Consider the following 12829-nt stretch of genomic DNA (forward strand, 5'->3'; position numbering starts at 1 on the left):
AAAAAAGAGACATTTTAACTTTGCTAAAAAGTGACATTACAACTTTGCGCCTACAATCACACTACGTATTATATATATGCGGGTAAATACATAATACGTTAATTTTCAAGGTCTTGAATCCTCTAAGACCTTAATAACTCTCTCATTTTTTATCTTGTGGGCGATGAGACCCCAGACCAAATTTTGATCACTTTCATGGAGCAAGCCTGCGATATGGAAAGCTATCTTCCAGTCTATAGAATTCCGACCATTCCGCCAGTTTCTTACGGTTGATTGGTCGACATTCAGCTTTTTTGCTAGTTGGTACTCTGAGGTGAGACCGAACTTAGCTTTAGTACGATTCAAAAGCGCATTTTCGTATGTAAAGCGTTCCATTATGATCCCTCATATTTCGTTCATTGTAGGGGTGGATTTAGCTTCAAAGCCATACGGGGCATGCTTGCCAGTAGCAAATAAATTCCAGTAGAGTGATTTATGTCAAAGGTTTAATACTCTAGGAAGGCAACGATAGTTTGCTACCACTTTAATGAATGTCAGTCATCGATCACCTATCAAAAGTTTCAAACGAAGTGCGCGTCCATTGGCCGCACTTAATCGTGATCGTTGGAGAAAGCTGTTGGAGAACCCGTCCCAATATGACTATCTGCTGTCTCGTTCGGGCAAGTCGACGCAACGCCAATACTTAACCGATATTGGCCGAGTGATGGACTACTTGGTGAGTGAGTTGGAGTTTCGTACTTGTAAGGTAGGAGTAGCGACCGCGAACGGGTTCTTGCTTCGTACTTGGGCGAATGCAGCCAAAGGTACCGGCTTACCAGAGTGGCGGGTGAAACAGTGCGTGAGTTACGCAAAAGATCGAGGCTGGATCACCTCAAAGCAACCTCGAGAGAACATCAATGGCGACTGGTATGGATTGGCATCCATTAAGCGCATCACCGACAAGTATTTCCGCGATCTCGGTTTGAACCTGGCTTACGAGAACGCCAAACAAGCCGCAACTAAGAACCTCAAGAAAATGGCCGCCTCAACCGGCGTACACATCCGTTATCTTTTAACCCCCATCACTTTGTTACGTAAGTTTGCGCGTCGCAGTACTCAGCGCCACAACAGCACTGTGCCTTAAGATCAAAGCTCAAACTGTGCCTAGATCCGCCTGAACCCCGATTTTTCGGGGTTTTTTGTCTCTATTCCTATCCAATCTCATCGATTTAGGACCGTGAATTCCTCGTTGTGGATAACCGTTTCATTAACCGGTGTTTTACTGCGTTAACTACTCCATGAATTCAGTCCTTGAGATCACAACGCATAGTCTAAAGACTAATGATCTATCTAAAGATAGATGTAAGGGAGAGTTACTGTTACCCCGTGAAAAACGGGGATAACTTGATAAAGGAAGCGGCTCATCGAGCTCGCCAGCGAGCTGGAGCCTTATGACGCGAGACGTTCGATAGCATGGCGATAAGCACGGTATGCGCGTGTGCTGCAACGGCCAGTGAGTCGCTGCGCGACGGTCTATTAGGAAAGCAAATGCGAAATCGAAGTGCACAGTTTAATTACTTAAACCTATTAAGTTTCACATTTTAATTGTTATAATCTATTGGTTAACGTCGAGAGACAGGGACACACCAACGTCGTGAGACAGAGGACAACACCATGACAATGCATCAACAAAGCTACCAACAATTGGTCAGCGAGCTTGAGCTCGTTGAACAAACGCTGACCCAAGCGGCGCCAGACTGGAACACCGTTCCCACCTTCAAGAAACCCCTTGTCGCTATCCAAGCGGCCGAAGAAGCCAGCCAACAGGTGGCGACGACCATCCATTTGCTGAAATCCCTCATGAACAACTTCCACCTTCGCTTGAGCGAACTGGAGGCGACGCATGGCCAGTAAGAACCCCGTCAAAGGTTACATCGCGTGCCCAACGCATGGGTGTGATGAGATCTGCACCGTGCACGCCGTTGGCGAGCATAAGCTCATCGAAGGCGGTGAGCCGCCTAAAAATAAGCGCCGCCTCGGTCAGCTCTATACCATTTGCCCCAGTTGCAAAACCAACCAAAGCGCGGGTAAACCGTTTCAAGATTGGTTACACAACCACATGGTATCGAGTCCAGATAAAGCGACCGCTGGTTATAAAAACAGTATCAATGAGAAGCCTCACCCAACTAAGCCCCCAAAATCGAACGAAACCAAGCCCGATAAGGGCTCAAGCAATCCCGACAAACCCAAAGATAACCAACCCGCGCCGGTTACTACCCGATTAGGCTGGTCATTCTTGTTGCTGTTAAGCACCTGCGCGTTGTTGTGGTTTGGTTTAACGAAGAAAAAAGGAGTCACGCATGAGCAATGAAGCCCCATTCACGCCCGTGGAGAACGAACTGGATGAACGTGATCAACAAGCCGTTGAAGCGGTAGAAACCTTACGTGAAGCCCGAGAGCACGACGAGGCCGAGCCGTCAGAGACGCAAGACGCTTCGCCGGAGCCATTGGGTTTCGGGGAAGAAGATGCGCGCATGATGCTCTCTTACGGCTTAGGTGTTGTGGAGATGACCGTCGGCACCGTGTTTGATGTGCCGTTTGAAATCGACACCCGAGCCGGTAACCAGTGGTTAGACGCTGCATCACCCATGCTGCAGAAGTACGGACCCGCCGGTTTGAAATGGTTCGGCCAATACCAAGGCGAGTTTGTGTTTGCCATGGCGTCGATGACCTTGATTGGCGGTTGCGCCAAACAAGTGCGCCAACTCAAACAAGCTCAAGAGACGAAAGAGCCTGAGACACCGCAGGAGGTGGACAGTGAAGCTTCCCAATCCAGTGAACAAGAATAACGCCCACAATGCGGAGCACGTTTGTTACATGGGTACCACGGGCAGCTGCAAAACCACCGCCATTCGTCAGCTCAATTTCATTGAGCGTTCGTCTCAAGTAGTGATGTTCGATCCGTACAGTGAGCACATCGAGGCGCCGCTCAAAGGTGCCCGCGTGCAAGCGTGTCACAGCTTTGATGAGTTCTACCACAAGGCGTGGTTTGCCCGAAAGAAAAAGGCCGCGTTTCGGTTGGCTCTGGTCGAGCAAGCGCGAACCCGAGAGAACCTGGAGCTGTTTGCCAACATGGTGTGGTCATTGGGCGATGGCCAGCATCCGAAAAAGCTGCATTGCGTGATTGAAGAGTTGGCCAAGTTCACCAACACGCCCTCAAAGCTCGATGGGTTAGCCGGCGAACTCTGGACGGGCGGTCGTGGCTTTGGCTTGGTGATGCACGCAACGTTTCAGCGTGGACAAGAAGTGCCTAAGACGGTGCTCGATGAATCCAAATATGTGTACGTTGGCGCGGTCAGCTCACGGCGCAATGCCAAGTACATTGCGGAGTATTTTGATATTCCCATGGAGGCCATTTTGGGGCTGCAAAGCTGCGTCGATAGGGAGCATTTAGGGCGTAAAAAATTCGCGGATTACATCCTCAAATCACCGGGTTTAGGCAAGTGGGAGCAAGGAAAAATCTACCCCAAGCGATGACGGTAACCTAATAGGTTTAACTCTTAACCTAACAGGTTAAAGACACTGGTCATTTTCGTCTGAATACACCACGTTATCAGCATCAATCACTCTAAAGGAACTCCCATGAGATTGAACGTGAAAAATGTGGCGATTGTCGCCGGAATTGCCGCGGTAACGACGGGTGCGATCGTCTTTGCCGTGAATAATAAAGTCGGTGGCCTCGATAAGTTGTTGGGTCGCTCGGGCTGGTTTTAGAGGGGAATACGATGTCAGTCAAACCAATCAAATTGAACTCAATGGTTGGCGCGTCGTGGGGACAAAAAGGCACATTGCCTATCCCTAATGGCCCGACGTACCACGAGTTGGTACTGGAAACCAACGCCAGCGCCGCGGACATGCAGCGCATTGCGATAACGCTTAACGCCGAAGAGATTTACGTCTTAACCGGTGAAGAGCTCGTGATGCTTGAGCGCTATAAGCAGCGAGACGCCACGGCGGGGCATTTTGTGATCCCATTCAGTGACATCGTAGCGCGCACCAAAAATGGGGTGCGTTACACCGGTTTGGTCACCGAACTGGGTGACAATATTCACCTCGATATTCAATTCAAAGGCAAGGCGGCCAACGCGACGCCACTGTCTATCCAAGTGCATGCGTGGGTGAGCAACTCTCAAGCGATGCGTGTCTTGGTGCCGATGATCAAACGCGAAACCATGCCAGCCAATGCACAGGGCGAGAACGAGTTCACCAACTTGGTGACGAGTCCGCTCATCAGCATTCGTCGCATGCATTTCATGCACGATAAGATCAGCAAATTGGAAATTGAGCGCGACTTTGTCAAAGAGTACGAAGCCAACACCTTCATTTCAGAAGCCAATGCGAAACGCAATGAGCGCACGCCACAAGACGGTTATTTTCATTTTGACCCGATTGTTCGTGGGTTCTCCATTGACGAACTGTTTCCGACGCAGCACAGCTCCAACTTGAAATTCTCAGTGACCACCACCGATGTCCCAGGCTCAATCCCGATCTTGGTGGAGTCAGTGAAAGTCACGCGACCGGAAATGTTGCAGAGCGGCGCGGCCTAAGGAGCGCCAATGAACGCTTTTTTTGATGATCTGTTGGAGTTTGGCGCGGGCGCATTGGATTCGGTCGGGGAAAACGCCGACTGGCTGTTTCCCACTCATGACCAATCCACGAACCCTGATAAGACGCAGCAACCCAATCATCCTCAAGTGGATAACAAGGGGAATACGGTGACCACGCCGCAAGCTCAACCTCAGAAAGACAACACGATGTTGTACGTCGGAGGTGGGGTTGGTGTGCTGCTGGTCTTGATATTGGGCGCGCTGGCGTTTCGACGATAAGGAGACGGTGATGCCGTTACTGTTTTGGGGATTGGGTGGATTTGGGGTCGGCAGCCTGTTTGGGCTGAGTGCCGGCAAAGGACTCAATAAAGTGTTGCTTGTGGTGCTGTTGGTCGGGTCACTGATGTGGCTCAAAGGAGGGCGCTGATGCTTGGATCATTGACATCATTAACCGGTGGCGGTGGCCTTCAAGGGGGCGCAGCAGGACCCGCTACGTCCGGCACCTCGGGTAACACCACGAATAACAGTGGGTTTGAAGGCGGGCACATCAGCCTCGGTGAGCAACGCGGTATGCCGTGGTGGTTCATTGTGTTGATGGCGCTGTTTGCCTTGTATGCGTTATCTAAACGATAGCTTACAGCCAGCAAAGTGGGCGCACGTCCATCAACGGCTAAAACCAGCACTGAGAGACTATTACCAACACGCACAAACCCAAGTCACAAAAGGCTTAGAGGCAACGTATCAAATAAGTGACACTGTCATGTTGTTGCGTGGTGAAAGGCTGAAAAACCACACCAAAGAGCTGGTTGTGGTGGGGTTAGCGGGCGACATGGCCACCGGCACATTGGCCGCCGTCGAGCATGCGAAACAGCATGGCTTTGATTCGGTGCGAGCGCATTTTTATCGTGAGGGTGCCAAGCGATTCATTGCAAGACGATTGAAGTTACCGGTTCAGGAAATTGAACGCCACGGCGATGAACGGGTTTTACAAATAAGGTTAGCGGATATGGGTGGAAGAAGTTCTTCGAAAAGTCGTCAAAGCAACACCACGACGACCACAAACACCAGCAGCAGTGCGGCGGTCGGTGGCGACAATACCGGTGTGATGCTGTCGGGCGTCAGTGACTCGGACATCAATTTGACCATGACCGATCATGGCGCGATGGCCATTGCGGGACGTACCGCCGAAGAAGCGTTTGATTTTGGTACCCAAGCGTTAAGAGTCAATGAATCGGTGGTCGGAGATTCCTTGAACATGGTCGATAACTCGTTGCGTGTGGTCGATAACACCGTCGATGAAGCCTTTGGCTTTGGGACGTCAGCCCTAGAAGAGCAATCCGAAGTCAGTCAATACGCCATTGATTCGATCAAATCGATGGCCGGTCAACAAACCGAAACCACCAAAGCGGCGATTGCCTTAGCCAACAACGCGAAAGCGCGAGAGCAAACGGGCAGCAATGAATCCGACAATTCCACGTTGAAAAAATTATCCCTCATCCTTGGGATCATCGGCACGATGGTCACCATTGGGGTGGTCATGACAAGGCGCGCATCATGAAACAGACCCACACACTCGAGCCCAGCCAAACGCTGACGTTTAACGCCGGTCAATCCGGAAAGTACCTTATCTTGCGTGATACCACGCACTCGTTACTGCTGCAGGGCGATACCATGCGTCCAGTTGAGATCTTTGGTGGTGACACCGTTGATGTGTCCGCCTTTGACAAGCTCGAGCTGAACAATCATCAGTCAGTGGCGGTGACGTTTGAATACCAAGTATCAGATTTACTCATAATGACCAAGGCGCAGAAAATCAGCGTCAATAACGCGCTGTTGGTCAGTGAAATTGAAAAACCGGTGGACGTGAGAAAAGTGCAGGATCCCGTGCAGGTGAGTGAAGTGCAAGCGCCAGTGAGTGTGGCACAGATTGAAACGCCAGTATCGGTTCAAAAAGTACAAGAAGCGGTTAAGGTTAGTGACATTGTCACTCCAGTTAAAGTCTCAGAAATACAAACACCTACCAAGATTAGTGAGGTTCAAACACCGGTTAATGTCAATCGAGTGGCCGAGCCGGTGACGGTCGACCAAATCACACAGCCGTTGACCGTTGAACGTATTCAACAACCGGTGAATGTCGAGGTTGGGAATGCGTCACTGGACGTGCAAGCGACCATCACCAACACCGAATTGAAAGTGATGTCGGATCCGGAGCGGGTGACGTTCGCCCAAATCGGCAATGGAACTCTGTCATTGACGGGGCGAACACAGACCATTCGCAGCAAAACCGCGAGAAAGGCGCTCATTTTACAAGCCGCTTCGACCAACAAAGCGTCGGTCATGGTGCAAGGGTTTTTGGAGTTACGCCCGGGTGGGCATTTGATGCTCAACACCAATCAAGCGGTGACGCTGAAAGGGGCTTCGAATGACGTCGTTCGATTAGGAGAAGCGCTATGATGCTGTCATTAACCAATCCTGAGATTGTCAGCGCTAATGATGGCGTGTTGAACGTGGAAGCGAAACACGACAATCAGATAAAATTCATTGTCGGCTCAAATCGAAAGGCGACGTTCCCACTTTCCAACCAGGTCGAATTGTTAGACTTGAGTATTGAGCGCTTTTTGCAAGCGCAAGCAACACCGCACAATCAGCGCCGCAGTGGGCCGCCCTTACTTCCGGCAAGAGCAGGTATCGTTCATATTCAATTTACCGCAGCCAATAATACGAGGGTGTCCTCTCGTGTACTGCATCTGTATTTTGCTTTGAATTTCTTTTATAGCTATCCAATATTTCTTATCAAACCGAAAGCCGCGACCAAGCTTGAGATCACCGTCTCCAACATTGATGCCAGCGTTACGCTGCATTCGAGACTCCTTGTGAAATCGGAGGGCGAATGAGATGGCTAGTGTTACTCGCCAGTGGCTTACTGGCCGGAGTGTACCTTATGAATAAGAAAACCATCGATGAGACGGTCAGCAACTTTGTGCTGTCCGCTCGTAGCGAAACCCGCATGCTCGGCGTGCATGGCGACTTAAAGAAAGTCGTGCGTCGAGCGCTCGAACTGTCCCCGTATGATTTTGGCATCACGGAAGGCCTACGCACCGCAAAACGCCAATACCAACTCTATCAGGAGGGCTTGAGCCAGCTCGATGGGGCTAAACGTCTCAGCCGGCACCAATCTGGCCATGCGATCGATTTCGTGGCTTACGATGAGAACAACAAGGTGACGTGGGACTTTAAGTACTACGACGCCATCAGTAAAGCCTTTAAACAAGCGGCGCGAGAGCTGAATGTCGCCATTGTTTGGGGTGGTGACTGGAAGAGCCTTAAAGACGGTCCGCACATTGAATTAAGTCGTCGGGTGTACACATGATTGGCGCGCTTGTTAATCTCGTGACCGGTGGTGTGTCTGCCTATAAGCAACACAATCAAAACCGAGCCGAAGCGCTTAAGCGAAAAGACGAACTCGAGAGCGAGAAGCATCAGGCGAGGGTGCGTCGACTGCAGAAAGGCGAAGAGCAGGCCAGCAGCCTCGATGAAGTCAGCATTCGAGAGCGGGGGTTGAAAGACGAGTTCATTCTCTTGGTGGTGTTTGTGCCGCTTATCCTGTCTTTCATCCCCAATTATGCGCCCTATGTTGAGCAAGGCTTCAACGCGCTGCAGGGCATCCCGAATCCGTATTGGTTTGTAGTGGGTGCAGTCGTCGTGGATACGCTCGGGATGCGCGCGATGGTTCGCTATCTCCTCGAGTTTTACGTCTCGAGATGGAAGGAAAAATGATGGGGTTTCTGGACACACTGATTATTGCGTTCATGACAGGCGGAGTCTCAAGCCTTGGCACGATTGCGGCTCTGAAAACGGACATCAATTGGATAAAGCGAGTGCAGCAAGACCAAGAGCAACGGATACGAAAACTGGAGATACCGAATGAAAGGACACAAGTGCAAAGGCCGCCGACCAAACGGCCAACTTAAGAAAGGTTACACGCTCAAGAACGGGCGCGTAGTGCGGGCGAACACCACACGAAAACGATATAAAAAACGCCGATAAAACCAACCTATTAAAAGAGCCATTTTCTGATAAAAGTGGCTCTTTTTGTATTCCCTCTATAAGAGATTGTGCTATCAGCATCTAGTTTTACAGCTAATGATTTAAATCACTGTTATAGATAGGCTTAATGGTTATAATCCCTTTCCATAAATAGACTAGGTAGGAATCTCCATATATTTGAGTTCCGGGTTTCCTACTTACTAATTGTTATGCGTTTTGTGAGGAATGATGGGTAGCACCAAAGAACATTGGTTTGAGCTTCAAGAACAATTGATGATTGATTGGATTCAGAATTACCTTAGTGACCCTGAAGCAGATGAAAATACGGAAGGTTGGGAGGCGGCTATCTCTTTGTATGCTGGTATACAAGAGGAGATGGCAGGGCGGGCTGAGCTAGAGGCGGAATATCAATGGCATTGGGAAACTTCTTACTTAAAGTATTTTGAGATGTTTTTGAGTGAAATAGAAAATACTAAGCAGATCTTAAATGGAGTCGAAAGCTCGAATCAAGCGATGTTAAAAATGGTATGTAGCCACTCAATAACGGTACTTGAATCATACTTAGGGGACTACATAAAGTGCCTGATAATTAAGGTGCCTGAGTATCTGAACAATTTTATTGAGAATGATGACTTAGCTAAAGCTAAGTACTCCTTGAGAGATTTTCATAAAGAAGAACATGGTGTTGTCGGCCTAGTTCTTAAGAGCTTCAATAAAACTAGTTTCCACAATGTAAAACAGGTCGTGAACATATTCAATGCAATGTTTGCTTGTAAATTGGATATGGATATTTCAGATATATCTAAAGCTATAGACTTGAGGCATGATCTTATTCATCGAAATGGGAAGTCAATCAATGGCCATGAGATAGTTCTGAATGTAAATATAGCCACAGAATTTATTAAGATTGTCGAGGATTTTGCAAGGGAACTACAGTCTAAAGTGACTGACGAAATTAATTCACAATAAGGAGTTGTAGGTATGCATGAGCATCAAGATCCAATGACTGGTATTCGAATATTAGAAGAACAGTTGGCGGAAGGTTTCGTAATGAAAAGAGTTCCATTTACAGATGAAATCTACATGATAAAAGACTATCCATTTGGCGGTTTAAGATATACGTATGCAAAGTTGGATAATAAAAAGGTAGCTCATTTAGTAAGCTTTGACATGAATGAACCATTAAATGGTAAGCCGTGCTTTTGTCTATTTTATGGTACGAAAGAGCATCTACGAGGCAAGGGGCTAACATCTAAATTTGTAGCACAAACTATAGAATTGTTTAAAAAAGATCTACCAAAGAAATCTAAACCTTTTTATCTTGAGGCTCTTGTAGAACAAGATATAAAAGCATCCCTCGGTGTAGCATCGCGCCTATTTGGTAATAAAACCACATCAGGTACATGCGAGCTTACAGGTGCTAAAACGGACATTTGGCAAATAGAGTACGCTGGTTAATCATATAAGGCGCGTAAGAAAAATTATCTACTTGGTTTTCTATACGTTGAGTCCAAGTTGACAGTGAAGCAGTCAAGGCTTTGATGATAGCGCTAGTCATATCTGAAGGCAGCGTTAGCACACAGAGACTAAAAAGTTAGGTGGTTATGGAAAAGAAGTATCAAGTATTCGTAAGTTCTACATATGTCGACTTAATCGATGAACGTAAAGAAGTTATTCAAGCATTATTAGAATTAGACTGTATTCCAATTGGTATGGAACTTTTTCCTGCTGCTGACGAAGACCAGTGGGAGTTCATTAAATCTGTTATAGACGACTGTGATTATTATGTTCTCATCCTCGCTGGTCGTTACGGCTCTTGCGCTGAAAATGGCATTGGTTACACCGAGATGGAATATCAATATGCTCTAGAAACCAATAAGCCAATTATTTCATTTATTCACTCGAACCCAGGTAATATTCCAGCAAGTAAAATTGACACTGAACCAGCTTTGGTTAAAAAGCTAGCAGACTTTAAAGAACTTGCTCAAAAGAAACTCTGCAGGTACTGGGAATCACCTACAGAGTTAGGCGGAGTGTTAGGTCGGAGTATTGTGCAATTAAAGAAACGCTCGCCTGCACTAGGGTGGGTCAAAGCTAGTAATGTTCCAAGTGAAGGGGCGACTCAAGAAATCTTGCGATTAAAAAATCAAATTGACGAATTAAAGGAAAAGTTAAAGCAATCCGAATCAAATAGTGGTGGTATAGAGCCTAGTGAATTGGCCCAAGGTGAAGATCTTCTCAAAGTAACAGTGACAGCGACTGCTTCTGAAGCTGATAGGCCTTGGATTAATACAGACCAAACATACACAACTGAAGTTACGTGGAATCAGCTCTTTTCAGAATTAGCTCCCATACTGATCGATGAAACCAACGAAAATGATATCTATTCTCGAGTTAATGCATTTTTTGTTTCACATGATGTGCAAAAAATTAGTCAATTTGAAATTTTTCAAGGTTATGATCGTTACTCATGCTCTATATCTAGACAAGATTTTGAAACAATCATTGTTCAGTTTAGAGCTCTCGGTTTAATTCAAAAAGGCAGAAGAAATCGCAGTGTTAAAGACAGACAAACATACTGGTGTTTGACGGATCACGGAGATCAAGTAATGGTTGGACTGCGTGCTATAAAAAAATAATTTTGCTCGTTGAATAATGCTAATGAGTTTGAAGATTGACACTCATTGGCACTTTTAGATTTCACTCAGTTCATAAAGCAGCAAATGTGCCTTGCCTGCACGTTTATTATACAGTTATTGGTTTGGTTTTTAATGAAAGAAAATTTTTTGAATTTTATAAAGCAACGTAATGCAAATTTCTATACAGCAACTGGTGGTTTTTTATTGTCATTAGGTTGTGCCTACGTCGGTAATTACAACTTTACAACAGAGTCCGAAAAGATCATATCTGCTGATACACTTATCGCATTTATCCTAACAAATCCACACTTCGGTATTATTTTAGGTGGTTTATTTATGGCGTTAGGTGCAAGTTCTAATCATTTACTGCAAGGTGAATTAAATACAGAAAATGAACGTTTGAAAAGTAGGAATTTGAAGTTTGAACAGGAGTTATCAGAAGTTCCGTTGTTAAAGCAAAGAATAAGCAAGTCTCAAGAAGATGGTCTCCAATTAAAAGTTGAAAACTATAAGCTCCATGAGAAGCAAGTAGAAACATGGCTCAAAGGTATCTGTAAGCATATAGAACTAGATTATGAGTCTCGAGTATCCATTTATTACAAGGATGGTTCGGTATTTAAACTACTTGCGAGAAATTCTTCAAATCCGTTACTAAAACAGTTTAGTCGTAAAGATTACCCTTTGGATTTAGGGATTGTAAGTAAAGCTTGGCAATACGGGAAATACGAAGATAAAGAAATCCCAGAAGATGAAGATGCATACTTAGAGTACATGCAAAAAAAGTATCAATACTCCGAGGATATTTTATATAGCATTCGAATGAAAAGTAGAACGATGCTTGGTTTGTCGATTGTTGATGCCGACGATAGCATAGGTGTGATACTCTTTGAAAGTAAGATTAAGAATGCTTTTGATAGAGACACAATCGATGCTATGGAACGCTATTGTAAAGATTTTCAGAGTTACTTAGCTGGTTTTGTACGAGATTGTAAGGTTTATGAAAAGCGAGCAAGACCAGAAAGAACCATTGAAAATGCTCAGACACATAAGAATATCCTTGAGGAACTAGGAGGTAAAATATGAATGAACTTTCTAATATTGTTGCATATTTATGCCATACATATCCTCATAAGCATGAGTTAAGTAAGGCTCGGCTAACTAAATTAGTATACTTGGCAGACTGGTACAGTGCGTTAGTTGACGATCAACAAATTACTGATATTAGGTGGCATTTTAACCATTATGGTCCATATGTTGATGATGTAACAACCAGCATATCCGGTAACCCAGATTTCGCTATATTAAACGAACAAACAATGTATGGTTCTACAAAGTACTTAATCAAATATGTTGGTAACTTAAACATAAACGTACTTTCAGAAAGAACTAGGCAAATACTTGACGCTGTGATTAATAATACAAAACAGCTGTACTTTAATGACTTTATTGATTATGTATACTCAACCTATCCGGTAGAGTCTAAAGAAAGATATTCGGATTTTGATTTAGTTACTCTGGCAAGAGAATATAAACATAATCAACCTCAGCATCAATAAG

General features: G+C 45.9%; 21 protein-coding genes. 20 read left to right on the plus strand and 1 reads right to left on the minus strand.

Features of this window, described 5'->3' with window-relative positions:
* Positions 1 to 105: 105 nt before the first annotated feature.
* Entirely contained in the window at positions 106 to 375 is a 270-nt protein-coding gene (locus tag ACED53_RS12650; protein ID WP_016787092.1) for a helix-turn-helix transcriptional regulator, read from the minus strand.
* Positions 376 to 526: 151 nt separating this feature from the next.
* Here ACED53_RS12650 and ACED53_RS12655 point away from each other — a divergent pair, with 151 nt between their 5' ends.
* From ACED53_RS12655 to ACED53_RS12750, 20 genes are all read left to right on the plus strand, one after another.
* Positions 527 to 1123 (plus strand): hypothetical protein, encoded by a 597-nt coding sequence (locus tag ACED53_RS12655; protein WP_102579973.1) that lies wholly within the window; start codon positions 527 to 529, stop codon positions 1121 to 1123.
* 530 nt (positions 1124 to 1653) lie between these two features.
* A complete protein-coding gene (locus ACED53_RS12660; RefSeq protein WP_102562117.1) occupies positions 1654 to 1893 on the plus strand; it encodes a hypothetical protein in 240 nt (79 codons plus the stop codon).
* Positions 1883 to 2350, plus strand: a complete 468-nt coding sequence (locus ACED53_RS12665; RefSeq protein ID WP_102562116.1) for a hypothetical protein — start codon at positions 1883 to 1885, stop codon at positions 2348 to 2350. The genes ACED53_RS12660 and ACED53_RS12665 overlap by 11 nt, the downstream gene beginning before the upstream one ends.
* Positions 2340 to 2828, plus strand: coding sequence for a hypothetical protein (locus ACED53_RS12670; RefSeq protein WP_102579972.1), 489 nt, complete (start codon positions 2340 to 2342; stop codon positions 2826 to 2828). The genes ACED53_RS12665 and ACED53_RS12670 overlap by 11 nt, the downstream gene beginning before the upstream one ends.
* Complete coding sequence (locus ACED53_RS12675) at positions 2797 to 3516, plus strand: type IV secretory system conjugative DNA transfer family protein (RefSeq protein ID WP_242441557.1); 720 nt, start codon at positions 2797 to 2799, stop codon at positions 3514 to 3516. Before ACED53_RS12670 ends, ACED53_RS12675 begins: the two co-directional genes overlap by 32 nt.
* A 105-nt stretch (positions 3517 to 3621) precedes the next feature.
* Complete coding sequence (locus tag ACED53_RS12680) at positions 3622 to 3753, plus strand: hypothetical protein (RefSeq protein WP_016787086.1); 132 nt, start codon at positions 3622 to 3624, stop codon at positions 3751 to 3753.
* An 11-nt stretch (positions 3754 to 3764) separates the two neighbouring features.
* Positions 3765 to 4586, plus strand: coding sequence for a major capsid protein P2 (locus tag ACED53_RS12685; protein ID WP_017100413.1), 822 nt, complete (start codon positions 3765 to 3767; stop codon positions 4584 to 4586).
* 9 nt (positions 4587 to 4595) lie between these two features.
* Entirely contained in the window at positions 4596 to 4865 is a 270-nt protein-coding gene (locus tag ACED53_RS12690; protein ID WP_017100412.1) for a hypothetical protein, read from the plus strand.
* A gap of 147 nt (positions 4866 to 5012) precedes the next feature.
* Positions 5013 to 5219 (plus strand): hypothetical protein, encoded by a 207-nt coding sequence (locus ACED53_RS12695; RefSeq protein WP_016787082.1) that lies wholly within the window; start codon positions 5013 to 5015, stop codon positions 5217 to 5219.
* Positions 5220 to 5346: 127 nt separating this feature from the next.
* Positions 5347 to 6144: a hypothetical protein gene (locus ACED53_RS12700; protein ID WP_241797662.1), complete on the plus strand. Its 798-nt coding sequence runs from the start codon at positions 5347 to 5349 to the stop codon at positions 6142 to 6144.
* Positions 6141 to 7040, plus strand: coding sequence for a hypothetical protein (locus tag ACED53_RS12705; protein WP_102579970.1), 900 nt, complete (start codon positions 6141 to 6143; stop codon positions 7038 to 7040). Before ACED53_RS12700 ends, ACED53_RS12705 begins: the two co-directional genes overlap by 4 nt.
* Positions 7037 to 7480 carry a hypothetical protein gene (locus tag ACED53_RS12710; RefSeq protein WP_102579969.1) on the plus strand — a complete coding sequence of 148 codons (444 nt, stop codon included), beginning with the start codon at positions 7037 to 7039 and terminating at the stop codon, positions 7478 to 7480. Before ACED53_RS12705 ends, ACED53_RS12710 begins: the two co-directional genes overlap by 4 nt.
* Positions 7481 to 7527: 47 nt before the next feature.
* The gene (locus tag ACED53_RS12715; protein ID WP_048666316.1) at positions 7528 to 7956 is read left to right on the plus strand and encodes a M15 family metallopeptidase; all 429 of its coding nucleotides are present in this window, start codon (positions 7528 to 7530) and stop codon (positions 7954 to 7956) included.
* Positions 7953 to 8363, plus strand: a complete 411-nt coding sequence (locus ACED53_RS12720; protein WP_102579968.1) for a hypothetical protein — start codon at positions 7953 to 7955, stop codon at positions 8361 to 8363. Before ACED53_RS12715 ends, ACED53_RS12720 begins: the two co-directional genes overlap by 4 nt.
* Positions 8363 to 8557, plus strand: coding sequence for a hypothetical protein (locus tag ACED53_RS12725; protein WP_102421148.1), 195 nt, complete (start codon positions 8363 to 8365; stop codon positions 8555 to 8557). Before ACED53_RS12720 ends, ACED53_RS12725 begins: the two co-directional genes overlap by 1 nt.
* 301 nt (positions 8558 to 8858) lie before the next feature.
* Complete coding sequence (locus ACED53_RS12730; protein ID WP_133153732.1) at positions 8859 to 9602, plus strand: hypothetical protein; 744 nt, start codon at positions 8859 to 8861, stop codon at positions 9600 to 9602.
* 12 nt (positions 9603 to 9614) lie between these two features.
* Positions 9615 to 10091: a hypothetical protein gene (locus ACED53_RS12735; protein WP_102579966.1), complete on the plus strand. Its 477-nt coding sequence runs from the start codon at positions 9615 to 9617 to the stop codon at positions 10089 to 10091.
* A 146-nt stretch (positions 10092 to 10237) separates the two neighbouring features.
* Positions 10238 to 11272 carry a DUF4062 domain-containing protein gene (locus tag ACED53_RS12740; RefSeq protein ID WP_102579965.1) on the plus strand — a complete coding sequence of 345 codons (1035 nt, stop codon included), beginning with the start codon at positions 10238 to 10240 and terminating at the stop codon, positions 11270 to 11272.
* Between the two features lie 132 nt (positions 11273 to 11404).
* On the plus strand, positions 11405 to 12355 hold the full coding sequence (locus tag ACED53_RS12745) for a hypothetical protein (protein WP_102579964.1): 951 nt from the start codon (positions 11405 to 11407) through the stop codon (positions 12353 to 12355).
* Entirely contained in the window at positions 12352 to 12828 is a 477-nt protein-coding gene (locus ACED53_RS12750; protein WP_102579963.1) for a Panacea domain-containing protein, read from the plus strand. Before ACED53_RS12745 ends, ACED53_RS12750 begins: the two co-directional genes overlap by 4 nt.
* Position 12829: the final 1 nt, after the last annotated feature.

The organism is Vibrio sp. 1F169, from assembly GCF_041439605.1.
Lineage (GTDB): Bacteria > Pseudomonadota > Gammaproteobacteria > Enterobacterales > Vibrionaceae > Vibrio > Vibrio tasmaniensis_A.